15 protein-coding genes are annotated in these 24,997 nt (G+C 45.2%); 5 read left to right on the forward strand and 10 right to left on the reverse strand.

Going from position 1 to position 24,997, the window contains the following annotated elements:
• Positions 1 to 7: 7 nt before the first annotated feature.
• From AC1DCV_RS13565 to AC1DCV_RS13600, 8 genes are all read right to left on the reverse strand, one after another.
• Complete coding sequence (locus tag AC1DCV_RS13565; RefSeq protein ID WP_477023648.1) at positions 8 to 2,392, reverse strand: ABC transporter permease; 2,385 nt, start codon at positions 2,390 to 2,392, stop codon at positions 8 to 10.
• Positions 2,393 to 2,411: 19 nt separating this feature from the next.
• The gene (locus tag AC1DCV_RS13570; RefSeq protein WP_477023649.1) at positions 2,412 to 4,742 is read right to left on the reverse strand and encodes an ABC transporter permease; all 2,331 of its coding nucleotides are present in this window, start codon (positions 4,740 to 4,742) and stop codon (positions 2,412 to 2,414) included.
• 152 nt (positions 4,743 to 4,894) lie between these two features.
• Positions 4,895 to 7,273: an ABC transporter permease gene (locus tag AC1DCV_RS13575; protein ID WP_477023650.1), complete on the reverse strand. Its 2,379-nt coding sequence runs from the start codon at positions 7,271 to 7,273 to the stop codon at positions 4,895 to 4,897.
• Between the two features lie 2 nt (positions 7,274 to 7,275).
• Positions 7,276 to 9,663, reverse strand: a complete 2,388-nt coding sequence (locus AC1DCV_RS13580; RefSeq protein WP_477023651.1) for an ABC transporter permease — start codon at positions 9,661 to 9,663, stop codon at positions 7,276 to 7,278.
• Positions 9,664 to 9,675: 12 nt separating this feature from the next.
• The gene (locus AC1DCV_RS13585) at positions 9,676 to 12,033 is read right to left on the reverse strand and encodes an ABC transporter permease (protein WP_477023652.1); all 2,358 of its coding nucleotides are present in this window, start codon (positions 12,031 to 12,033) and stop codon (positions 9,676 to 9,678) included.
• 2 nt (positions 12,034 to 12,035) lie between these two features.
• On the reverse strand, positions 12,036 to 14,447 hold the full coding sequence (locus AC1DCV_RS13590; RefSeq protein ID WP_477023653.1) for an ABC transporter permease: 2,412 nt from the start codon (positions 14,445 to 14,447) through the stop codon (positions 12,036 to 12,038).
• A gap of 31 nt (positions 14,448 to 14,478) precedes the next feature.
• Positions 14,479 to 15,168 (reverse strand): ABC transporter ATP-binding protein, encoded by a 690-nt coding sequence (locus tag AC1DCV_RS13595; RefSeq protein WP_370908667.1) that lies wholly within the window; start codon positions 15,166 to 15,168, stop codon positions 14,479 to 14,481.
• A 49-nt stretch (positions 15,169 to 15,217) separates the two neighbouring features.
• The gene (locus tag AC1DCV_RS13600) at positions 15,218 to 16,465 is read right to left on the reverse strand and encodes an efflux RND transporter periplasmic adaptor subunit (RefSeq protein WP_477023654.1); all 1,248 of its coding nucleotides are present in this window, start codon (positions 16,463 to 16,465) and stop codon (positions 15,218 to 15,220) included.
• Between the two features lie 225 nt (positions 16,466 to 16,690).
• Between AC1DCV_RS13600 and AC1DCV_RS13605 the strand changes: the two genes are divergently transcribed.
• From AC1DCV_RS13605 to AC1DCV_RS13625, 5 genes are all read left to right on the forward strand, one after another.
• Positions 16,691 to 18,031: a sigma-54-dependent transcriptional regulator gene (locus tag AC1DCV_RS13605; RefSeq protein WP_441577699.1), complete on the forward strand. Its 1,341-nt coding sequence runs from the start codon at positions 16,691 to 16,693 to the stop codon at positions 18,029 to 18,031.
• 107 nt (positions 18,032 to 18,138) lie between these two features.
• Positions 18,139 to 19,479: a sensor histidine kinase gene (locus AC1DCV_RS13610; protein WP_477023655.1), complete on the forward strand. Its 1,341-nt coding sequence runs from the start codon at positions 18,139 to 18,141 to the stop codon at positions 19,477 to 19,479.
• A gap of 39 nt (positions 19,480 to 19,518) precedes the next feature.
• A complete protein-coding gene (locus AC1DCV_RS13615; protein WP_477023656.1) occupies positions 19,519 to 20,193 on the forward strand; it encodes a lysoplasmalogenase in 675 nt (224 codons plus the stop codon).
• A gap of 99 nt (positions 20,194 to 20,292) precedes the next feature.
• Positions 20,293 to 21,891 (forward strand): L-aspartate oxidase, encoded by a 1,599-nt coding sequence (nadB, locus tag AC1DCV_RS13620; RefSeq protein WP_477023657.1) that lies wholly within the window; start codon positions 20,293 to 20,295, stop codon positions 21,889 to 21,891.
• A gap of 53 nt (positions 21,892 to 21,944) precedes the next feature.
• The gene (locus AC1DCV_RS13625) at positions 21,945 to 22,823 is read left to right on the forward strand and encodes a lysophospholipid acyltransferase family protein (protein ID WP_477023658.1); all 879 of its coding nucleotides are present in this window, start codon (positions 21,945 to 21,947) and stop codon (positions 22,821 to 22,823) included.
• Positions 22,824 to 22,880: 57 nt separating this feature from the next.
• Here the strand turns inward: AC1DCV_RS13625 and AC1DCV_RS13630 are convergent, their stop codons facing one another.
• Both AC1DCV_RS13630 and AC1DCV_RS13635 read right to left on the reverse strand, forming a co-directional pair.
• On the reverse strand, positions 22,881 to 23,369 hold the full coding sequence (locus AC1DCV_RS13630) for a BON domain-containing protein (protein ID WP_477023659.1): 489 nt from the start codon (positions 23,367 to 23,369) through the stop codon (positions 22,881 to 22,883).
• Between the two features lie 146 nt (positions 23,370 to 23,515).
• Positions 23,516 to 24,919, reverse strand: a complete 1,404-nt coding sequence (locus AC1DCV_RS13635) for an MBL fold metallo-hydrolase (protein WP_477023660.1) — start codon at positions 24,917 to 24,919, stop codon at positions 23,516 to 23,518.
• Positions 24,920 to 24,997 lie beyond the last annotated feature (78 nt).

A 24,997-nucleotide genomic window follows, 5' to 3' on the forward strand; every position in this document is an offset into this window, starting at 1 on the left:
CGGAAATTTATTCGGATCTAAGGCTTTTGACCGGGTTCATTAATGCGGCTTTCACCGATTGAAGACTTACTGTCAGCAGGGCGATTACAATCGCCATTGTACCGGCCAACAGGAAAATCCATATACTCAGATGGGTATGATACGCGAATGTTTCCAGCCAGTTATGCATGGCATACCAGGCCAATGGAGCCGCCATGCAAAGTGCGATGAGGACGAGCTTAATAAAATCTTTAGACAACAACGCTACCAGGTTAACCGGAGAAGCACCCAGTATTTTACGGATACCTACTTCCCGGGTACGCTGCTCTGCAGTAAAGGCTGCCAGCCCCAATAAGCCCAGACAGGAAACCAGGATCACCACAATAGAAAAGGTCGTCAATATGGAACTGGTCCTGAATTCTGATTTGTATAAACTATTGAAATCTTCATCCATGAAGTGGTATTCAAATGGAGTTCCCGGCACATATTCTTCCCAGATCTTTCCTATGCCTGCAATGGTTTTGGGGTCGTTTTTACCGGAAGTTTTAATCAATATTTCTCCGAAATAATCATACTCTGGAAAAACAATGATCGGCTCAATTTTGCTTTTCATAGAGGCAAAATGAAAATCCTGCATAACACCCTGAATGGTGCCTATGCGGCCATTCATGACCATCCTTTTGCCGATGGCTTCTTCCGGTTTCCAGCCCAGGTTATGCACAGCCGTTTCGTTGAGGAAGAAATGATTTACACGGACACTATCCGGTTTTAAAACATCCTGTATATCGGCATTTGTCAAATCGGATCCGGCGATGAGGCGAATACCCATTGTACGCAAATAGTCTTTTTCTACCGGGATAGCAGTAATATTTATGCTATAGTCTGCTGGTTTACCCTGCAGCCTGTCAATGGTATAGCCGCCGCCAACAGCTACCGGGGAATCATAGGAAGCACTTACAAGTTGGATATCCGGCTGTTGTAACAACCTGCTTTTAATCGTTGCGAGCAACTGTGGATAAACATGGTCGCCGGACAATACCAACACATGTCCTCTGTCTAGTCCCAGTTTTTTATGTTGAATATAATTCAGTTGATTACCTACTACCAGTGTGCAGATAATAAAGAATACTGAAGCTGCAAACTGGAACACCACTAACGTTTTGCGGATATTACCACCTGTGGCGTAGGTCATTCTTCCTTTCAACACCTGTACCGGCCGGAATCGGGATAATAATATAGCAGGATAAGTACCTGCCAGAAAAGTGGTCAATAAAAACACCAGGGTCAATAAAACGTAGATGCGGTATCCGTTAGCCAGGCCCATCGTAAGCCGGACATCTGCCATATTATTAAACGAAGGCAGTAATATCAATGCCAGGAGCACACCTATCACCATAGCACAACTGGTGATCAGGGTAGATTCTGCCATAAACTGCCAGAATACCTGTCCGCGTACTGCTCCCAGTGCCTTGCGCACCCCAATTTCCCGGCCTCTGTCGGCCGAGCGGGCAGTAGCGAGGTTCATAAAGTTGATGCAGGCGATCAGTAACAACAGGATGGCTACTATGGTCAGGATAGTATTATAGCGGGCATCGCCACTGGCTTCTGTGGCGGCGCCGGCAATAGAATACATGTGAATGCCCGTCACTGGTTCCGGCACAAAATCAAGGGTCGCGCCATTCCTGGTCACGTCTTTCAGCATATCCCTAATCAGGCCACCAAGGCGTTKATGTAACCCTTCAGCTCCCCCATTGCCGGCTACCTGTACATAGGTGAAATAGTTTGGAGAATTCCAGTTATCTTTTATCCCTAAAGACGCATAGCTGGCCACAAAATCAAACTTTAGGTGTGTATTGGCAGGAGCATCTTCTGCTACGCCGGTAACCTGGTACTCCGTTTTATCGTTTATTTTCAGGTTTTTGCCGACTACGTCTGTGGTGCCAAAATACTTCTTCGCCATGGAGACAGATAACACGATCATATTGGGACCACTGAGTACTGAAGTGGCATTACCAGCGATTAGGGGAAAAGAGAACATCTGAAAAAATGCCGGATCGGCATAAATAAAGCGTTGTTCATTGGCCACTTTATCACCATACTTTACCGTACTGGCGTATGGATAAACCCTCGACATCTGCTTTACCTCCGGGTAATCCTTTATCACATTTCCCAGCGCATTAAAGTTATACGCTGTATGGATAACCGGCTGGTCTTTTTCACCATAATCTGTACGAATGCGATATAATGTTGCCGCATTCGTGTGGAATTGATCATACGTCCATTCATTTTGCAGATAAAGCGCCAACAATATAAAGCAGGCGATACCAGTTGCCAGCCCGGTGATATTGATCACCGAATACAACTTGCGTTTCGTAAGATTCCTAACGGCCGTTTTCAGATAATTACGCCACATACAAATGCTGTTTAAAATATTAATCTCTTTTCAGGCTTTCTACCGGGTTAGCCAATGCAGCTTTTACCGACTGCATACTCACGGTTAAAAATGCGATCAACACTGCCACCAATCCGGCTATTACAAATACCCACCAATGTATGTTTACATGGAATTCAAAGTTCTGCAACCAGCGATGCATGAAATACCAGGCCGCAGGTGTAGCAATCACAACTGCCACCAGTACCAGGCGCAGAAAATCTTTGGACAACAGTAATACGATACCTCCAATGGAAGCCCCCAATACTTTGCGGATACCTACTTCCTTTTTCCGTTGGGCCATTACCAATACCGCTATAGCAAATAATCCCATCCCTGAAATAATCACAGCAAGGATAGCCCCTGTCATAAATATCTTTGAAAACCGCTGCTCCTGCTGATACAGTCTTTCTGTATTTTCATCCAGGAAAGAAGCCTCATTTTCCGCCAAGGGGTTTAAGTTCTTCCACACCGCTTCTATATTCTTCAACGAGGCGATGGGATTACGCGTTTCTACTTTTACAAAAATATAATAGAGCGCAGAATGCTCATTCATGAGCATTATCAGTGGATCTATTTTTTTACGCAGGGATTCATAGTGATAGTCTTTCACTACGCCGATCACATGTACGGGCATATCATCTCCCATTTTAAACTCCAGCCCTACGGGATCGGCTACTCCCAGTTGTTTGGCCATTCCTTCATTAATAACAACAGCCGTACTGTCGGTGCCGTAGTTGCGGGAAAAATCACGGCCGGCTATCATCTTCAAATCCAGTGTGGTGGCATAGTCGTAGTCCACCACCAGGCATTGCGTGTTAATCTGTCTGTCTTTATAGCTAAACCCCCTGGTCCAGTTGCCGGAGGAGCCATCTTTTCCCAATCCCAGGTTAAGCATACTGCCTGTAACGCTTTTTACTTCCGGGAAGTCAGCCAGTCGGGCGCGCATGGCTGCAATAGCAGATGCTGGCGCATTATCAAGCGGAATGCTGATGACTTGTGTGGCATTGTATCCTAACGGGGCCGACTGTATGAATTTAAGTTGTTGCCAGATGATAGACGTGCAGCTGATCAGGACTACGGCTACCACAAACTGGACGATAATCAGGCTATTGCGTACACCGCTGCTTTTCGACAATCCCAGCTTTCCTTTCAGCACTTCTAAGATATTGAGGCGGGCTACTTTCCATGCGGGATAGCCTCCAGCCAGCAGCGTAATGACAAAAAAGCCAACTACAATACCCGCTACTACGTTTAAATTATGGAATATGCCCAGTGCAATGTTGTGGCCAAATACCTGGTTGTAATAAGGCAGGATCGCTATCATGAGCAATACACTCAGTAAAAATGCGAAGCAGCAGAGCAGGAATGCTTCTGCCCAAAACTGCAGCAACAGCTGTCTGTCCTGCGCTCCCAGTGATTTCCTCAGTCCTATTTCTCCACTGCGGCCAAAAGACCGGGCAATAGAAAGATTAATAAAATTGATACAGGCAATGCTAATGATCAGCGTGGCCAGGATCACCATCAACCATGGATAAAATTTATTCAGGCCACTACTAAAAGCGCCATTGGGACTCAGATGAAAGTCTTTCAGCGACAAGGTTTCCAGCCAGAATACTTCTTTGCTTTTAGCCGTTGCCCCTACATTCTTTTCCATGTCCTCAATTTTACCTTTGTAGTATTTATGCAAAAGCGGAACAATATTTTTTTCGAAAGAAGCAGGCTTTACGCCCGGCTCCAGTTGTACAAATACAGGAAAGTTAGACGCATTCCATTCACCTTTGGTTTTGGCATATTCCGGTTCATTTTCGAAACGGATCAGCAGCGCGAACTTCAATCCTGAATTGTCCGGAATATTGGCAGCTACTGCACTTACAATGAAAGGCTGCCATTTACCGCCCAAATCCAGCTCTATCGTTTTCCCTACTGGTTCCTCATTTTTAAACAAGGTGGTTGCAGCTTTTTCTGTAAGCACAATCTGGTTCAGGTCTTGCAGGGCATTGTCTTTATTCCCTTTCAGCAAAGGAAAGGTGAACATCTTTAAATAATCAGCATTCACCATTTGGGTTTCCAGGTAGTAATGGTTGGCACCATATCTTACCGGCAAATTATCATTGGCTATAAAGGTGGTATACTTTACGCCGGGAACTTCCTTTTTAATAGCCGCTGCCAGCGGCTGTGACATACTGGAACTGGTTTTCACCCGGTTACCTGTATTTTCTTTACCCAGTAGCTGATAGATATCCTTTCCGTTTTCATGAAAGTTATCGAAGGTCCACTCTCTGTAAGCCGTGAGTGATAACAGCAATGCAGCGCATAATGCAGTACTCATTCCTACAATGTTTACCGCAGCAAACACTTTTTGTTTTCGTAAATTCCTCCAGGCAATTTTTAAATAACTTTTTAACATAGTGATGTATATAATTATAGTGAAAAAAAAGAAGCAGGGTGCGTAGACACACACTCTGATTTGCTGTTCACTTGTTATTCAATTTTTAATGCATTTACCGGGTTCCTGATCGCGGCTTTGATGGTTTGTAGTCCAATGGCCATTAGCGCTGCTGCAACAGCTACAAAGGCCGACAATACAAACATCCAGGGCTGCATATGAATGCGATAAGCAAATTGCTGCAACCATTGCTGCATCAGGTACCAGGCAATAGGTGATGCGATCACCAATGCTATTAAGACTAATTTTACAAACTCTTTTGAAAGCAGGGTCGTGATTTGTAATACGCTGGCGCCCAGCACTTTCCGTACGCCAATTTCGCGGGTACGTTGCTCCGCTGAAAAAGCGGCCAACCCCAATAAGCCCAGTGCAGCGATTAAAACGGTGAGTGCCGTAAATCCGCCGAAAATGCTGGCCAGCCTGTCTTCTGCAGTATACATTTTACCAAATGCATCATCCAGGAAACTATACTGAAAAGGGGTAAGCATATCGTAGCCTGCGTATATTTTTTTGATCTGATCCAGTAATGCAGGGATGTTTTGCTTAGGCGCAATCTTTACAAATAAGCATCCCGGGGTGTTAGCACCCCATGTAGCTGAATTACCTTTTTCCACGGTCAGCCCCAGCGGCTGAATGGCGGCATGCAACGATTTAAAATGGAAGTTCTTCAGTACACCGATTACCTCTACTTCTTTATTACCCATTTTTATATGTTTCCCTACGGGAGATGGGGTAAGATTGAAGCTTTCTGCTGCCACTTCATTTAATACGATAGTTCCGTCCATGCCCAGTTGCTCCATATCAGCGGGTGGTACTTTCCACTGTAAACCTGCCATGTCAATCAGCGGGCGGTCAATGCGCAGCATGGAAAGCGCCATGCCCGGACGGTCGCCCTCTCCTGCTACAAACCACATATCATAGCCATCGTACAAAGGATAACGCGCCGTAGCGGTTTGCATCACCCCATTTAACCCGGCTACCTGTTGCCGGAATGCCTGGTAGTGTGTGCCTATAGAATTCTGAAACGGCAGCATCACTACATTTTCCTGGTTGATACCAGTAGCTGTATGCCGGAAAAAGTAAAGCTGCCTGTTAATAACGATACTACAGATAATAAGTACCGCTGCGATGCCGAACTGTAATACCGTTAGCACTTTCCTCACACCAACACCACCCGTCTTACTCATTTTACCAGATAACACGGTAACAGGATTATAACGGGAAAGCACAAACGCAGGGTAGCTGCCCGCAATTAAAACTGTCAGAAAAAGTAATCCTGCATATATCATCAATACAACCGGGTGATAGAGGAAACTCACATCTACCTTCAGTTGTAACAAATTAAAAAATCCCGGACGCAACAGCATACAAAGCAATACTGCCAGGCAAAATGCCAGGAAAGCATACATGGCTGACTCCACATAAAACTGCTGCGCAATACGTTTATGATCTGCACCCAACGCTTTTCTCACACCTATTTCACGGGCACGCACAGTAGCCCTGGCGGTAGCAAGACTCATGTAGTTGATCAGGGCCATTAACAGGATCAGGCCTGCTACCAAGGGAAACAGCTTCAGATAACGCAGGTTAAATCCGGCGTTGAAATTAGCGGCCATATGTACGCTGGTCAAAGGAACCATCACAGCTCTTCCCTCTTCCTTAGACAATTGATTAATATGCTGCTCTGCCTGCCCTGCATAGGTGGCATCTGCCAGTTTGATATAGGTTTTAAAAAGGCCACCAAAGCCACGGTCATCCGTAATAAACGATTTCATGGATTCAATACCGGCCATGCTGGAAACAGACAATAAAAAGTCAGGCTGAATACTGGAATTGGAGGGCGCATCGGCCATGACGCCGGAAACAACAAAAATATACTTTCCATTAAACCGTAATTGCTGCCCAACGGCCTCATTGGTACCGAAGTATTTCTTTGCCATGGAAGTGGTTATCACCGCTGTAAACGGCTGTTTAAGCACTTGGGCAGGATCGCCCTCCAGCAAGGGGAAAGAGAAAAAGCTGAAGTAGTTGGCATCTGTAAACCAGGTGGCGCTTTCCTCATCACGGATAGCCGGATTGGCTACATTTTGCATCACCGTAGTTTCCCCGGGCAAACTACCCATGCGCAGAAAACTCTTTACGCCTGCATCCTGTTGCAGTATAGCCGGCCCTGTAGCATAATTAAACCGGTCAAACTGTATGGTATCTTTCTCCATCTTTATTTTTTCCAATAAAGAGAAGATCCTGTTACTGTCTTTATGAAAACGGTCGTAGCTCAGTTCATGCGCTACATAGAGCATAATCAACATGCATACGCACAATCCCGTTGCCAGCCCACCAATATTGATGAAGCTATATAATTTTCTTTTAGCCAGATTGCGCCATGCGAGCTTTATGTAGTTGTATAATAACATTGTTAATCGTTCCTCAGGTTGTCAACAGGATTCACTTCAATAGCTCTCCATGTTTGTGAAAGAATGGTAATCAGGGCCAGCAGTATCAGGAAAGCAAAGCTTCCCAACATAGGAAGAATACCTATACTGACCCGGTAAGCGAAAATTTGCAGGAAAAGCATACTGCCCAGATACCCTAACGGCAGGGCAATACAGCTGGCAATGAAAATCAGGCGCACATAATTCTTAGATAATAATATCAATAACCCGGATGCACTGGCACCCAGTATTTTACGGATACTGACTTCCTTTTTGCGGGTAAAGGTAGTATACGCCACCATGCCCAACAGGCCCAGCGCAGAAATCATGGTAGAAATAAATACCAGGAATCCCAGTATGGGAATCACTTCCTGTCCGCTGCGGTTGAGTAATTGCTCATCCATCCATTCAGAAGAAAATATTTCACCAGGATGCAATTCCAACCAGATCTTTTTCACCGCAGCGATTTGTTGTTCCTTATCTCCCTTTGCCATCGACAATTGCAACTGCCTGAATTCAGCAGGACGATAACGAATGGCCATCGGCCGTATGTTTACTTCTATGGGTTGAAAGTTAAAGTCCTGTACAACTCCTACAATATTTACCGGCAGAGAATCAGATAGCCACAGGGTTTTGCCGATGGCATCAGCAGGCGTTTTACCCCCCATTACGCTCACTGCTTTTTCATTCACGATAATATATTGTTCTTTTTCTTTAGATGCGGCGACTGGAAAGCTGCTACCCGCCATCAATTTGAGATGCATCACTTTTAAGAAATCAGCATCTCCCGCATAATAGCCGAACTCTATTTTATCTTTGCTGTCGCCGGTTCTCATCTCGCAAAAACTGGCATCCCGGGGCATGCCGAGTGTGCCGGAACTGGCTGCCACCGTTGTTACTCCATTCAGCGACATCATACGTTCCTTCATCAACTGAAAGTCCACATCTGCCAGCGGTACATTCAGGATATCTTTGCGATAGAAACCCATATCCTTTACCGCTTTATAGCTAAACTGCCGGTACACGGTCACCAGGAAAATGATGGCAGTTAAGGAAAGTGAAAACTGAATAACAATGAGGGATTTCCTCAATCCCAGCCCACCAAACAGTTTGATATCTATCAGGTTCTTCAGCACCTTAACCGGTTGGAAAGACGATAATGCCCAGGCAGGTATAGTACCTGCTACCACTCCGGTGATGATGCTGAATGCCAGGAACAGGAGCAATAGCTGCCCATCCAACAGGTTGGTATCAGGTATAGGCAACGCCTTAAAGTGGGTACTCTGCATCACTAACAGCAGGATAATCGCCAGGATTAACGATAGTATACACATCAGCACAGATTCTGTGATGAACTGCATGAAGATCTGCCAGCGTTGCGCACCATTGACTTTGCGCACGCCCACTTCTTTGGCCCGTTGCAGGGAACGAACAATAGATAAATTAGTATAGTTGAAACAAGCGCAGGTCAGGAGCAGGAAAGCCACACCAACTTCAGTCAGTATCTTTTCCCATGGCGGCGCACTTGTAATATCATCATACAATCCCTGTGAAGGGCTGATTTTACTCAATGCCTGAGGCTCAAAAGCAATATGCCCCTGCCCTTTTCCAGGTAAGTCATCATACCGGTGGGCCAAATCGTTGATGGCTGCGGTTAATGCTGATCTACCCTCGCCAGGACGCATCACCACATAGGTGTAACTACTCAGAATAACATTCCAGTTCTGTTCTCTATCCGGCAATACATGGTTTTGTTCCAATGCTGCTACAGACGACATGGAGCCAAATGCTTCATAGCCGATATGTGTCAGGGAAGGTGCAGGTTGTAATACACCGCTAACAATAAAACTCCCCAACTTATCAAACTGTATCACTTTCCCCATAGGATCAAGTGTACCAAAAAATCGTTTGGCCGTTTCGTCTGTCAGCACAATGCTGTTGGGAGTGGTTAAGGCCGTGAGCGGATTGCCTGCAGCCAGTTTGAATCCAAAAACATTGAAAAAAGAAGGCGTAGCAAAGGCGCCGCTTACATTAATTTTCTGCTTATTTATTTTACCAGCTCCTGATAATGCCCCATATAACGTTACTTCCTGTTGAATAGCGCTGTAGTTGTTTTTCAACGCCTCTCCCATAGGCAGCGGTGTGCTGGCCATATGATACTTTCTGCCATCAGGCGTTTGTACCCTGGTAGTAATACGCCAGGTATGGTCGATATCAGGGTGGAAATTATCGTAGGTGAAATTATCCTTGGTAGAAATCAGTGCCAGCAGACATACCGCCATACTCACTGCCAACCCGGCGATGTTGACAAAGGTAAATAACCTTTGTCTGCGCAGATTTCTGATTGCTATGATAATATAACGGTAAAACATATATGGTAACGTTTATTCTGATTTTAAAGATTGTACCGGGTTAGCCAATGCTGCCTTTACTGACTGGAAACTCACCGTAGCCAGGGCAATCATCAATGCCAGCAAACCGGCAGTGATAAAGACCCAGGCGGATAAGTTTACGTGGTATGCAAAACCAGATAACCAGTTGTGCATCAGGTACCAGCTCACCGGTGTCGCCAGCATCACGCCCAAACCCACCAGCAACAGGAATTCACGGGAAAGCAACGTAGTAACACTCATCACCGATGCACCCAATATCTTCCGGATACCTATTTCCTTTCTACGCTGTTCTGCTGTAAAAACAGACAAACCAAATAATCCCAGACAGGAAATCAACACGGCCACGATCGCAAACACTTCTGCCAGCTTCTTCAGCATCGTTTCTGACTGGTACATGCTATCAAAAGTTTCATCCAGGAAATGGTAATCCAACGGATATTCCGGATTCAACCTATTAAAGACTTTTTCAACAGCAGCAACTTCTGCAGCCACATCTCCCTTAGCCAAACGCAGCATGATATAGTTATTATCCTTTGGTTGCAGCATCATGACTACCGGGTTAATATTTTCACGCATAGAGGCAAAATGAAAGTCTTTCACTACGCCTATGATCTTTCCTTTTCCATTCCAGAAGCCAATCTCCTTCCCTACCGGATCTACCATTCCCATTATGCGGGCGGCTGTTTCGTTGATAAGATAGGCACCTGAATCAGAAGCAAAATCGCGGGAAAATTCGCGGCCTTCCATCATTGATATTCCCAATGTTTTTGTATAATCATACCCTATCACCAATGGTGCTGTATTTACTACCATTTGATCGGGCTTGCCTTCCCAGGCAAGGTCAGCGCTACTCCCTCCAATAGATAACGGCAGAAAATTGCTGTAAGTAAATGATTTTACCTGCGGCAACTGTGCAAGCGCCTGTTCAATAGCATCCTGCTTAGGATGAAAGCCATTGTCCAGTTCTACATACATCACATTTTCACGATCCATTCCCAGGTTGCGGTGATAGATATAATTCATCTGGCTGTAGATAACCACACTGCCCACAATGAAAATAAAAGACAATACAAACTGTATCACCACCAGGTTTTTCCTTAACAGGGAAGCACCTCCGCTGCTGCTAACATCGCCTTTAAGTACTTTCACCGGCAGAAACCGGGATAACACAAAGGCAGGATAACTACCGGCCAGTAAACCCGTTACCAGCGTTACCGCTAACAACCCGAGCAAATATTTGCCAACAATGGGTAGCGTAAAAACAATATGTTTACCCGTAAAATTATTAAACACTGGCATCAGCGCTACTACAACTACTCCTGCAATGATGGCCGCAATTGCCGCCATCAGTATAGCTTCGCCGGTAAACTGCATAACCAGGGAAGAGCGGGTAGCTCCCAATGATTTACGGACGCCTACCTCCCGTGCACGCCTCGAAGCTTGTGCAGTAGAGAGATTCATGAAGTTGATGCAGGCAATGGCCAACACTATCAGGGCCGTGATAAAAAATAAGCGTACATATTCTATCCTTCCACCGGTTACTTTTCCGTTCTCATATTTTCCATGCAGGTAAACGTCTTCAAAAGGCTGCAGCCATAATTCGTTCTTTTGGGTAGGATTCTGCCGCTTGTAATTTTGCTGCATTTTGGCGGTCAACTGCTGAATATCCGTACCTGGCCGGAGCACCATATAGTTAGAGATGCTGTAGCTGCCTGGCTTTAGCAACCACGGATCATTCTGTAACGTAAGCGCGAAAGGCATAATGAAATCGAACAATAGGGAAGAGTTGGCCGGAAGCTTTGCCAGTACACCTGTTACCTGCAAACTCTTTCCATCACCCAGCTTTATGATTTGCCCGATAGGGTCACCATCGCCATAATATTTTTTAGCCAACGCCTCGGTCAACACAATGGAGTTAGGCTGTACCAGCGCAGTGTGTTTGTCGCCAGCTACTAAAGAGAAGTCAAATGTTTCCAGGAAGTTAGGTGTAGCATACACGGCTTTCCGCTCTACTTGTGTTTTACCGTTCGTTTTAAACAGCATATTATCTTCAAACGATCTCACCTTTACATTGGCTGTTATTTCAGGAAACGTGTTTTTCAATTCATCTCCTAAAACAACAGGTGTAACGCCCATGGTTCGTATGCCGCCCCAGTCCACATTTACCTGTAGCCGATATATATTTTTACCATTCGCATGAAATTTATCTACGCTGTATTCATCTGTCACCCAGCATAAAATGAAGAAACATACCGCCATGCCAAAGGCAAGCCCGGCTATATTCAGCGCAGCAAAAAAACGGCTTCTTTGCAGATTCCTCCAGGCAATGCGGAAATAATTCTTAATCATGTTTATTCAGATCTAAGTGATTTAACCGGATTCAGTAATGCCGATCTTACAGACTGCAGACTTACGGTACACAACGCAATCAATACTACCAGCACTGCAGTGAGGGCAAACACCCACCATTCTACATGTACTCTGAATGCAAAATGTTGTAACCATTTCTCCATGCCGTACCAGGCTATTGGCGAGGCAATGCAGATACCTATCAATACCAGTTTGAGAAAGTCTTTAGATAACAACAAGGATATATTGGCAACAGAAGCACCCAGTACTTTCCGGATACCGATTTCTTTTGTACGCTGCCGGGAAATGAGCATAGACAATCCCAGTAAACCCATACAGGCAATGAAGATAGCCAGCCCGGAGAAGATGCCGAATAATTTACCCAGGGTACGTTCTGCGGCATATTGCGCCCTGATATCATTTTCTACGAAGGTGAAATTAAACGGCGTATCCGGAACAATGCTGTTCCATGCCGCTTCCACACGTTTTAATATTGCTTTTTGATCACCTGCAGCCAACCTCAATGTAAGGATCGCTGCTTCATCCTGTTTTACCATATAGATGATAGGATCTACCGGCATTTGCAGCGAGCGGAGATTAAAATCTTCCACCACACCTATTATGGTGCCGTGTCTGTTCATATATCCCGGTCTCCATTCAATTCGTTTACCAACCGCATCATCCTTAAAGCCCAGTTGCCTGGCGGCTGTCTGGTTTACGATAAAAGCATCGGAAGAATCTGTAGACAATGCCGCATTGAAATCGCGCCCCGCCACCAGTTTAATACCCGTTGTTTTGAGCAGATCAAAATCTGATTGTATGATACCGGCTACAAAACCATCTTTATCTTCACCACCTTCCCGTACAATGGGGTTATTGTTAAACACCCCGCTGCCCATTAAAAAGTTGTGCATGGATACTTGTTGTACACCGGATAAATTTAGAAAAGACGATTTCAGCAACGCCGTTTTAGCGCCACCATCCACGCCCGAGAGGTATACATTCACCAGGTGTTCTTTGTCGAATCCCAGGTTCTTTTGTTGCCAGTAACGCAGTTGTGAAAACACCACTACGGTAGAAATAATCAGTGCTACCGCTACGGCAAACTGTGCTACTACCAGCCCGCGACGCACCAACACACGGGAACCGGATGTAACGAAATTCCCTTTCAGCACACGCACCGGTAACAGACCAGATAAATAGAGTGCAGGATAACTACCGGCGATAAGCCCCACTACCAGCACCAGTAACAGGAAACCGGCATACAGCAACAGCTTCGTAGAAGATAACAACGATAATTCTTTACCGGTAATCGCATTAAACATAGGCATTAGCGTAGCCGCCAACATAAATGCCAGCACAAAAGATACGATGCTGATCACCAGTGATTCTGTCAGAAACTGGAGCACCAGGCTCTTTCTTTCAGCACCCAATACCTTACGCAATCCTACTTCCTTGGCCCTTTCATGTGCCCGGGCAGTAGTGAGGTTCATAAAGTTCATACAGGCAATCAGGATCAGGAAAACAGCAATGGCAATGTACATCCAGATCATGGCAGAATTATTAACGCCCTTATCTCCCTGCGGATGCAGATGTACGTTTCTAATCGGCTGCAATTCCAGTTCAAACTTTATATTATGTCTCTTCAGTATACCGCCGATATGGGTGGTTACAAACGCTTGTAGCTCTTTAGTCAATTTAGCCGGAGGCGTATGATCGGCCAACTGCACATAGGTAACATTATTGGCAAACATGAACCACTGCTCTTCCAACATACTTCCCGCTTTTGCCGACTGAGTGATCATGGTGGAGAGCGACATGATCATATCCAGGCGTAGGTCCGTATTAGATGGCAGATCTTTCGCGATGCCGGTTACAGTACAACTATAGCCGTTACCTACCTTGATGAGCTTACCTATTGCAGGTTCGGTTCCAAAGTATTTTTTTGCTGCGGATTCGGTTAAAACAATGGAATAGGGTTCTTTTAAAACAGTAGCCGGATTCCCTTCCAGCAAAGGAAAATTGAAAAGCTGAAAGAAGCCCGGATCTGCAAAACCTGTGTTCTCTTCCCATATTTTCTTATCGCCTACCGTATAAAGCGTTTTACCAGGCCCCATTACACGCACCGTCTCTTTGATACTGCTGATATCCTTCTTCAGATTGGGTCCCAGGGGAAACTGGGTACCGGCATCATACTCTGTAGTACCGGCATCGACATGTGTGGTGGCCGTAGTAACGCGGTAAATATTATCCAAGTTATGGTGGAATCTGTCAAAACTCAACTCATCACTGACATACAGCACGATCAGGATACAACAGGCCATGCCTACTGCGAGTCCGGAGATGTTAATCACCGTAATAAACTTATGCCGTTGCAGATGACGGATAGCAATTTTGAAATAATTCCGGAACATAATGATGTGGTTTTAGAATGGCGAAAAAAAATCACACATGAAATTGTTCCTTGATATTCTCTGTTACTACTCTTCCATCAAACAGGTTAACAATACGGTGTGCGAAGCCGGCATCATATGGGGAGTGTGTTACCATGATCAGCGTGGTTCCTGAATTATTCAGTTCCTGTAACAGCTTCATCACTTCTTCACCGTTGGTAGAATCCAGGTTACCTGTAGGCTCATCCGCCAGGATCAGGTTAGGCTTGGCAACTACTGCGCGGGCAATAGCCACCCTTTGTTGCTGACCTCCGGATAACTGCTGCGGGAAGTGATTACGGCGATGCATGATATTCATACGTTCCAGTACTTCTTCTACTTTCACTTTTCTTTCGGCAGCGGGTACTTTCAGGTATAGTAAAGGCAATTCTACATTTTCGAAAACAGTCAGCTCATCAATGAGGTTAAAGCTCTGAAATACAAATCCAATAGAGCCTTTGCGAAGCTGTGCTCTCTGTCTTTCACTCATACGCGCTACTTCCTTATCCCAGAAGTGATACTCGCCATCACTGGGGTTATCCAGCAAGCCTAAAATGTTCAGCAAAGTGGATTTGCCACAACCGGAAGGCCCCATGATCGCCACAAATTCGCCATCCTGCACTTCCATGTTAATACCGTTGAGAGCAGTGGTTTCTACCTCTTCTGTTGTAAACAGCTTCTGTAAGTTAACGGTGCGTATCATAAGTGTTTGTTATTTTAAATGCTAGTTTATATAAAAAAATGGATGATTACTAAAAGGATAAAACATCTTTATTACCGAAGTTCTCGTAAGAAGAAGTAATGACCTGGTCTCCAGGCTGTAAACCTTCCAGTACTTCAAAATATAAAGGATTTTTACGGCCCAGCGAAATATTGCGTTTTACTGCACGGTTGCCGTTTTTATCTACTACATATACCCAGTTACCACCAGTGTCGGAGAAAAAGCCACCGAGTGGTAAAAGAATGGCTTCTGCGGACTTACCCAATACCAGGCGGATAGGAGAGGATTGTCCACGACGGATGCCTTCAGGTGTATTCTTTTCGAAGGTCATATCAGCCTGAAAGCGACCACTTTTTACTTCGGGATACACTTTGGTAACCACCATATCATAAGATTTCCCGTCAAATTCGAAGGAGGCCTTCAAACCGGCAAATACCTGGGAAACGTAGTGTTCATCTATATCGGCACGTAATTTAAACCCGTTCAGATCATCGATCTGGCCTATATTCTGCCCGGCGACAATGCTGGATCCTACTTCCACATCTATGGAAGACAGCTGTCCGGATACCGGGGCACGCACCATCAGGCTGTTCAGATTTTCCTTCATCAGCTCCAGGTTACGCTGGGTTCTGGCCAGGGTACCTTCCAGCTGAGTGATCTGCGTTTTGGCATTCTCCTGCTGGTATTTCTGAGACTGTAACTGAATGTCCTTCTGGCGTAGCAGACCTTCCAGCTCAAATTTGTTCTTATTAAAATCCTGACGGGCTACTATCTTCTCCTCTACCAGTTGTTTATTACGGTCATACAGATCCTGAGCTGCCTCTATCTTGGCATCTATATCCGAGATAGTTTGTTGCATGGTAAAGTCCTGCTGACGAATACTCAGCCTGGTATTCTGCAACTCATTACGTAACCGGTAAATCTCCGTTTCATGATTTACGAAATCCATCATCATGTGCTGGTTATCCAGTCTGAGGATAGAATCCCCTTCTTTTACCATACTACCCCCATCGAGGTATTTACGGCTTACATATCCTCCTTCGATGGCATCCAGGCGAATGGTTTTGAGGGGCATTACTACGGCAGTCACGGCAATATATACATCAAAGGTTCCCTTTTTCACTGTAGAAATAGTGATCTTATCCTTTTCTACATTCAGGGTAGCCCGGTGATCAGCAAAGATCAGGGTGTACAGCAGCAGCATTGCTACTACGGCGCCACCACCTATCATCATGATGCGTTTCTTATTCCAAAACTTCTTTTCTATTTTTCTGTCCATGTTTATTAGCGAAAAGTTTGCTGTTCCTAGAAAGTCAATCCACATGCCAAAGCTATAAAGACTTTACCAGCAACGATTCCATTGATTTTTTGCCTGAAAAAACGTCCTTTGCCGGACATGGGGTGTCCAGAATCGGACACTTTTAAAAGATCCTGAATTTAGCTGTGGCTTTGAAAGAATCTTTGTTTAATATTGTCAACTATTCACCTTTCGCATATGACTAACATGCAACCAGCTAAGATTTTAATTGTAGATGATGATGTAGACGTTTTACGTGCAGCACGCCTGTTATTGAAAAGACATTTTGAACAGGTTGATTTTGAGAAGAATCCACAAAAAATACCCTACCTCGTATCCAACTTCGATTACGATGTAATCTTACTGGATATGAATTTCACCCGCGACCTGAGCAGCGGGAAAGAAGGCTTCGAATGGCTGGACCGTATCCTGGATATTAAACCAGAAACGGCTGTCGTTTTATTCACCGCCTATGGCGATGTGGAAATGGCTGTAAGAGCTATCAAAGCAGGTGCGGTAGACTTTGTACTCAAACCCTGGGAAAATGAAAAACTACTGGCCACTATTCAAACTGCCTATAATAAACGTGCTGCCCAGCAGGATAAACCACCCGCTGCCGTTCATCATCCCGGCAACCAGGTAATCGGTAAAAGTCCCGGTATGCTGGCTGTATTTGATACGGTATCCAAAGTAGCTGCCACCGATGCCAATATCCTTATTCTCGGAGAAAATGGTACCGGTAAGGATATGCTGGCCCGGCAAATACATGCACAGTCCAACCGGAGCAGCAAACCCTTTGTCAGCGTGGATCTGGGCGCCATCAGCGAAACCCTTTTCGAAAGTGAATTATTTGGCCACGTAAAGGGCGCCTTCACCGATGCCCGCGAAGACCGCACCGGCCGCTTTGAAGAAGCCGGCGGCGGTACCATCTTCCTGGATGAAATAGGTAATATCTCTATTCCCTTCCAGGCAAAACTGCTGACAGTACTGCAAAACAGATCCGTTACCAAAGTGGGCTCCAACAAAAGTGTACCCATTGACGTTAGACTCATCTGCGCTACCAACAGAAATATACAACACATGGCAGCACAACACCTGTTCAGACAGGATTTGCTCTATCGTATCAATACCATCGAAATACACCTTCCTCCCCTGCGCGAACGGGTGGAAGATATCATTCCACTCGCCGAACATTTCCTGCAACTGTACCGCGATAAATATAAACGCCCGGTAAACAGTATGCATGAATCACTGATCACTCAATTAGAGCGCTACGACTGGCCAGGTAATATCCGCGAACTGCAGCATGCTATTGAAAGAGCTGTGATCCTTTCACAAGGGAAAACACTGCAGCCCAAAGACGTTTTTGTAAAAAATAACAACAACGCAGATCAGGCCATGGATACCGGTTACAACCTGGAAGAAATGGAAAGGAATATCATTTCACAGGCCATGAAAAAATGTAACGGCAACATCACCGAAGCCGCGAAAGAATTGGGGCTCAGCAGAGCAGCATTATATAGAAGATTGGAAAAATATAATATTTAAATAGCTTTTAGCCGTTAGCTATTAGCTTTTAGCCTGTAGCTTACGGCTATCTGCTAAGACTATACGCTACAGGCTAAAAGCTAATAGCTAACGGCTAAAAGCTCTCCATGAATCGCTTCAGCATTAATATCAGTCTACGGGTCATCCTGCTGGCTATCACACTTACAGCAGCCATATGGTTGTACATGCACAGCATGCAGCCATTGGCATTCCTGTTATTGCCACTGATATTATTACAACTGTATGGCATTTACTATTACCTGAACCGGATTAACCGGAAACTCACGCTGTTCCTGGAATCTATCCGGTATGAAGATTTCTCTATCCGCTTCAGCGCGGATAACAAACTGGGCAAGAGTTTCAGCATGCTCAATCATCAGTTCAATGAAGTACTGGAAGCTTTCCGCCAAACCAGGGCAGAGAAAGAAGCCAACCTGAAATATATTGACACCATTGTTCAACATATCAGTATCGGCGTATTATCTTTTGATACGGAAGGGAAGATAGAACTCATTAACCCCGCGGCTTTCCGCCTCATGGGTATCTACCGGCTCCGTAATATTCACGAACTGAAAACCGTGCATCCCGGCCTGGCAGAGTTGCTGATGGAATTATCTTCCGGCAACAAAACATTGTATGCTACCCGGCAGGAACAACAGCTCTCTATACACGCCGCCACCGTTCGTTTGCAGGGACGACTCATCAAACTTATTTCTATACAGAATATCCATTCGGAACTCCAGAAAAAAGAACTGGAAGCATGGCAAAACCTGACCAAAATTCTTCGCCATGAAATCATGAATTCCGTTACACCAATTGTATCACTGATTGGTACCATGCAGGAAATCGTTGATTTTGACATCGCCCCCGGCGCACAGCACCAGGAAGGCATTTCAGACTTGCGCGAAGCACTGCAGACAGTGGAAAGCCGTAGCAAAGGCATCATGAACTTTGTAAATGCTTACCGCGATTATACCACACTCCCGCAGCCACAGTTTACCAGCGTAAATGTAAAAACACTCGTCACCTCCGTCAGCAGCCTTTTCCAGACAGATATGAAACAGGCAGGCATACAGTTCGCCCTCGAAGTAGATGCCGAAAACATGGAGATCCATGCCGATGTATCGCAACTGCAAATGGTGCTGATTAACCTGGTAAAAAATGCCATGGATGCATTGGAACAAACACCGCAGGCTGCTATCAGCATGAAACTGTATATTAACAACATTCAGCAGATATGCATTGAAGTAACAGACAATGGCCCGGGCATCGACCGGGACGCGATGAACAAAATATTCATTCCATTCTTCACTACTAAAAAGAAAGGCTCTGGTATTGGTTTGAGCTTATCACAACAAATCATACAAATGCACGGTGGACAGCTAAAAGTGATGAGTCCGGGCATTAACGGTAACGGCACTACGTTCTATATTCTGTTGAATACTTAGAGAATAATTGTTATATTGGTACCATAAGCCCTTTTCCTCATGCTGCGCCCTCGAAGTCTGATTATATACTTCCTTGTATTACTGGCAGATATACTGCTCATTGCTTTTGACAAAGATAGTTGCCGGTATGCCACAAAGCCTTTGCTGGTAGTGCTCCTGGCGATTTATGTATTGTATGCCGATGTGAAAATACCGCGCAGTTTCCGCATCTTCCTGTTGATGGCGTTGTTCTTTTCCTCCCTGGGAGATGATCTGCTGCTGTTTAATAACTTATTTCTTCCCGGACTAGGCAGCTTCCTYGTAGCACATATCATGTACATTATCTTCTTTCTGAAAATAAGGTATAGTAATCTGCCGGTGCCGTTTTGCAAATACCCCCTGGTGTTTTTGAACGCAGCAGTCGTCATTGTGTTTATCTTGTTTTTGGTGCCTTATCTCGGTAGTTTAACCATTCCTGTTATGGTATATGCACTGGCACTTTCTATTACGGTGCAGAGTGTCCTCCATGCCTTTCACTTCCGGCGACAGCCAGCAGGCTGGTATTGTATGGCAGGCGCCGTATTATTTCTGATCTCTGATTCCCTGATTGCCGTAGGCAAATTTTACCACCCGCTGCCCGGTGGGGATATCCTGGTAATGCTCACCTATGGCTTTGCTCAATGGGGGCTGGTATATGGTAGTACAGAGTATTTCCGGAAAAGAATTACGAATTAGTAAGAAGAGGATAAAGGCGGATATTCACAGGTGGCTTCCGCCAAATCCGTCATCCGTAATTCGTAATTTTTAATCTGTAATTCTTACTTTTGTCTAACTATGCAGCAAACAGACTTTCTTGTCATCGGTTCAGGAATTGCGGGCCTCACTTATGCGCTCAAGGTATCACAACAATGTCCGGATAAAAAGATCAGGATTATCACCAAGAGCCGGGAAGATGAAACCAATACCAAATACGCCCAGGGCGGCGTGGCAGTGGTCAATGACCTGGAAAATGATAGTTTCGAGAAACACATTGAGGATACCCTCATCGCCGGTGACGGACTCTGTAATGAGGAGATAGTAAAAATAGTGGTAACGGAAGGTCCGGAAAGGGTCAACGAAATCATTGAGTGGGGGGCTAACTTCGATAAAAACCCCGATGGCGACTTCTCGCTGGGCCGTGAAGGCGGCCACTCTGTATTCAGGGTTATTCATCATAAAGACATTACCGGTAAAGAAATAGAACGCGCGCTGCTGGATGCTATTCATCGCCGCCCCAATATAGAACTGATCACACATTGCTTTGTAGTAGACCTCATCACCCAGCATCATTTGGGTTACCTGGTCACCAAATCCACACCAGACATTGAATGCTACGGTGTATATGTGCTGAACCTTACCACCAACAAAATAGAAAAGATTCTTGCCAAAGTAACGTTGCTGGCTACCGGTGGCAACGGACAGGTATATCGCAGTACTACCAATCCCAACATCGCCACCGGCGATGGCGTGGCCATGGTATACCGCGCCAAAGGTCGTATCGAAAACATGGAGTTCATCCAGTTTCACCCTACGGCTTTGTACCAACCGGGCGTAAATCCTTCGTTCCTGATTTCAGAAGCCGTGCGGGGTGATGGCGGTATTCTTCGCAATATTCATGGGGAAGACTTCATGCATAAATACGATCCGCGCCTGTCGCTGGCTCCGCGCGATATTGTGGCCCGCGCCATTGATAGCGAAATGAAGATCACCGGTACCGAACATGTATACCTCGACTGCCGGCATATGGATCTGGAGAAATTTATTCATCATTTCCCCAACATCTACGAAACCTGCAAGGCTGCTGGTATTGATGTAGCTACCCAAATGATTCCGGTAACGCCTGCAGCTCATTACAGCTGTGGTGGTATCAAAATCAATGAATGGGGACTGACCTCCATCCGCAGTTTATACGCCTGCGGCGAATGTTCCAGCTCCGGTCTGCATGGCGCCAACCGCCTTGCTTCCAACTCACTCCTGGAAGCCATGGTGTTTGCGCACCGCTGTTTCATTGATACTACCAGCAAAATAGACCAGCTGGAATTTAAAGAGAATGTACCCGACTGGGTAGCCACGGGCACTACGGCGCCCAAAGAAATGATCCTCATCACACAAAGTCTGAAAGAACTCAAACAAATCATGAGTGATTATGTAGGGATTGTAAGAACAGATGTGCGTTTGCAACGCGCCCTCCGCAGACTGGATATCTTACACGAAGAAACAGAAGATCTCTACGAAAAAACCATGGTGTCACCACAATTGTGTGAACTACGCAATCTTATCACAGCAGGTTATCTGATTGTAAAAGGCGCGTCCTTCCGCAAAGAAAGCAGGGGACTTCATTTCAATACTGATTATCCGTTTAAGTCTGAGCTGATACAAAACATTGTGTTGTAAGCTAAACGGCTGTCTTTCATTACCTTTGCGTTGGATTTACAACAAACAGGAATATGTATTATCTGCTGCTTGCTTTTTGCTATAGTCTTTCCATATTGCCATTTCCGGTACTCTACTTTATCAGTGACGTGCTATACGTACTGGTATACTATATCATCGGATATCGCAGGAAAGTGGTGATGGAGAATCTGACACAAGCCTTTCCGGATAAGTCGAAGGAAGAAATTACCATTATCGCTAAAAAATACTACCACAACCTTACAGACATGATGGTGGAAACCATCAAGCTGCTCACCATGAGCAAAGCGCAATTGCAAAAGCGCTTCAAATGTGATCTCACTGTACTGCACGAATTATATGCACAGGGCAAAAGCTGTCAGCTGCACCTGGGGCATAATTTTAACTGGGAATGGGCTAACCTGTTTTGTATGCAGGACGTTGCTTTCCCCTTCCTCGTGGTATATATGCCACTTACCAGCAAGCCCGCGGATCGTATGTTCCGCCACTTCCGGGAAAAATTCGGCACTATCCTGATCCCTGCCAATGATATGGGTAACAGCATGAAGGAATGGACCAACAAGCAATACCTGATCGCATTGGTGGCAGATCAGAATCCGGGTAATCCCCGCAGTTGCTATTGGTATCCGTTCCTCAACAAAATGACGCCCTTCTACAAAGGCCCTGAAATGGGGGCTAAACGCAGCAATATCCCCGTAGTATTTGTGGATATCCGCAAAATAAAAAGAGGCTACTATAACGCTACTTTAAAGCTCGCATTCGAAAATCCTCAGCAGGAACCTGATGGAAAAATCACAGAAACGTTTGTACACTATCTGGAGAATAACATCCATGAACAGCCTGAAGTATGGGTGTGGAGCCATCGTCGCTGGAAACATCAATATCAGGGGCAGAAAAACGGGAAGGGTTTATAGGGAGATGTGAACCAAAAAGATCTATGCGTTGCTAAATCAGGCTAGTACCGTATCAGTTTATTTCACCTTCACATTATTCGTTACTTTTTTTGCAGCAGACTGCTGCGCTATCTGCATAACCTTGCGCAGTTGTTTCTTTTTGGCTGTGCCATCAAGGGTCACCTCTCCATTAGCAATAGTCACTGTAATATCTGTAAAGCCATTAGCAGCATAAACGGAGTCCAGCGCTTTTTTAAGTATTTCATCCGGGTTAATGGCCACCGGTGGTGTTTCCGCGCGCAGCGGGGCTTTTACGGTAATATTATCCTGCACGGACTTCACGCCTCTCACTCCTTTCAACGCTTCTTCTGCGGCCGATTTGGCAACTTCATCGCTTACTTCTCCAGTGAGAATAACTACACCATCTTTCACATCAGCAGAGATGCCGGGAACGAGGCTTAATTTTTCATTTACTTCTGCTTTCAATGTTGCATCAGAGGGTTTACAGGCGAATATAAACGCACCTATGGAGAGTATGGAGGCTATTGCCAGGGTTTTGGTAGTCATGCCCAAACAATTTTGTAGGAAGAAGTTAACGATTACAAAGCGAATAGCCAAAAGAAGGATAACGAATTACGGGCTTGCAGACATCAGCGTCATTTCCACGTTGATCATCTGCAAGCCCATAATTCGTAATTTGAAATTCTTATCTCTTAGTTCAGTACTGTTTTTTCCTGTACCACCTGCAGTCCTTTCTGGTCTTTCATTTTTGCGAAGCCACCGTCTACGTTGCGCAGGTTGTGGATACCTTCTCTTTTCATGATAGAGCAGGCAATGATGCTGCGATAACCGCCCTGGCAATGAACGTACAGGTTAAAGTTATCTTCCATATCTGCCATTTTTCCGGGATCCATCATATCCCCCAGTGAAATGTTGATGGCATTTTTGATGTGTCCATCTGCAAATTCAATTGGTTTACGTACATCGAGGATCACCAGGTTTGGATCGTGTGGCAGGTCCATGGCCAGTTCGTCTGCTTCCACGGTGATGATCATGTCTTTGGCTTCACCGGATGCTTCCCATGCAGGGTAGCCTCCATTCAGATAGCCGGTAACGTTATCAAATCCTACACGGGCCATTCTCACAACCGTTTCTTCTTCTTTGCCAATTGGCGTAACCAGGATGATGTCCTGATCAAAAGGCAACAAGCTTCCCGCCCATTCTGCGAAACGTCCTTCCAAACCTATGCTGATAGCGCCGGGAACAAATCCGTCACCGAATTCGGTAGCCGGACGGGTATCCAGGATCAATGCACCTTCCTGTCCTTTTGCCTTAAATTCAGCAGGAGAAAGTGGCTGCATCGCCTTTTCCATTACAGCTTTCAGCGCATCATATCCTTCTTTATTTATTTTAGCATTGATAGGGAAGTAAGATGGAGGCGTGGTTAAACCGCTGGTTACTTCTTCAATAAACTTTTCCTTATCTGTCGCCAGCAACGCGTAGTTGGTGGCTTTTTCATCACCGATGGTGCTGTAAGTGTTAGGACCCAGGTTTTTACCGCAGGCAGAACCAGGGCCATGTGCAGGGTAAACAATCACCTGATCAGGTAATGTTTTGATCTTGTTGTTGAGAGAATCAAACAGGTATGCTGCCAGTTCTTCTTTGGTGAGGTCACCGCTGAAAAGATCCGGGCGGCCTACGTCTCCAACGAATAAAGTATCTCCGGTAAATACGGCATAAGGCTGTTCTTTTTCATCGAGCAGCAGGTAGCAGGAAGATTCCAGTGTATGACCAGGCGTATGTAATACTTTCATCGTAACGGCGCCGATCTTGAATACTTCGTTGTCTTTGGCTACATAAGTTTCAAAGTTAGTCACTGCATCCGGGCCATAAACGATTTTTGCGCCGGTAGCTGCAGCCAGTTCCAGATGTCCGGAAACAAAGTCCGCATGAAAATGCGTTTCAAAAATGTATTGAATGGTTGCGTTGCGTTCTTTTGCCAGATCTAGATAAACCTCGATATCACGTAACGGGTCTATCACCACGGCTACTCCTTCAGATTCAATGAAGTATGCCGCTTCTGACAAACAGTTGGTGTACAATTGTTTTACGAACATGGTTTTTGATTTTTACAAATTTACAACTTCTCAGTAGGTGTAGATATGGATAAAATCTATACCAAAATAAAAAAGTAG

Source organism: Chitinophaga sp. 10T418 (assembly GCF_056394125.1).

Coding starts and splice junctions, on each gene's coding strand:
- AC1DCV_RS13570 (WP_477023649.1), bottom strand. CDS start 4,742: ATGAGTACTGCATTATGCGCTGCATTGCTGTTATCACTCACGGCTTAC.
- AC1DCV_RS13575 (WP_477023650.1), bottom strand. CDS start 7,273: ATGTTATTATACAACTACATAAAGCTCGCATGGCGCAATCTGGCTAAA.
- AC1DCV_RS13580 (WP_477023651.1), bottom strand. CDS start 9,663: ATGTTTTACCGTTATATTATCATAGCAATCAGAAATCTGCGCAGACAA.
- AC1DCV_RS13585 (WP_477023652.1), bottom strand. CDS start 12,033: ATGATTAAGAATTATTTCCGCATTGCCTGGAGGAATCTGCAAAGAAGC.
- AC1DCV_RS13590 (WP_477023653.1), bottom strand. CDS start 14,447: ATGTTCCGGAATTATTTCAAAATTGCTATCCGTCATCTGCAACGGCAT.
- AC1DCV_RS13595 (WP_370908667.1), bottom strand. CDS start 15,168: ATGATACGCACCGTTAACTTACAGAAGCTGTTTACAACAGAAGAGGTA.
- AC1DCV_RS13600 (WP_477023654.1), bottom strand. CDS start 16,465: ATGGACAGAAAAATAGAAAAGAAGTTTTGGAATAAGAAACGCATCATG.
- AC1DCV_RS13605 (WP_441577699.1), top strand. CDS start 16,691: ATGCAACCAGCTAAGATTTTAATTGTAGATGATGATGTAGACGTTTTA.
- AC1DCV_RS13610 (WP_477023655.1), top strand. CDS start 18,139: ATGAATCGCTTCAGCATTAATATCAGTCTACGGGTCATCCTGCTGGCT.
- nadB (WP_477023657.1), top strand. CDS start 20,293: ATGCAGCAAACAGACTTTCTTGTCATCGGTTCAGGAATTGCGGGCCTC.
- AC1DCV_RS13625 (WP_477023658.1), top strand. CDS start 21,945: ATGTATTATCTGCTGCTTGCTTTTTGCTATAGTCTTTCCATATTGCCA.
- AC1DCV_RS13630 (WP_477023659.1), bottom strand. CDS start 23,369: ATGACTACCAAAACCCTGGCAATAGCCTCCATACTCTCCATAGGTGCG.
- AC1DCV_RS13635 (WP_477023660.1), bottom strand. CDS start 24,919: ATGTTCGTAAAACAATTGTACACCAACTGTTTGTCAGAAGCGGCATAC.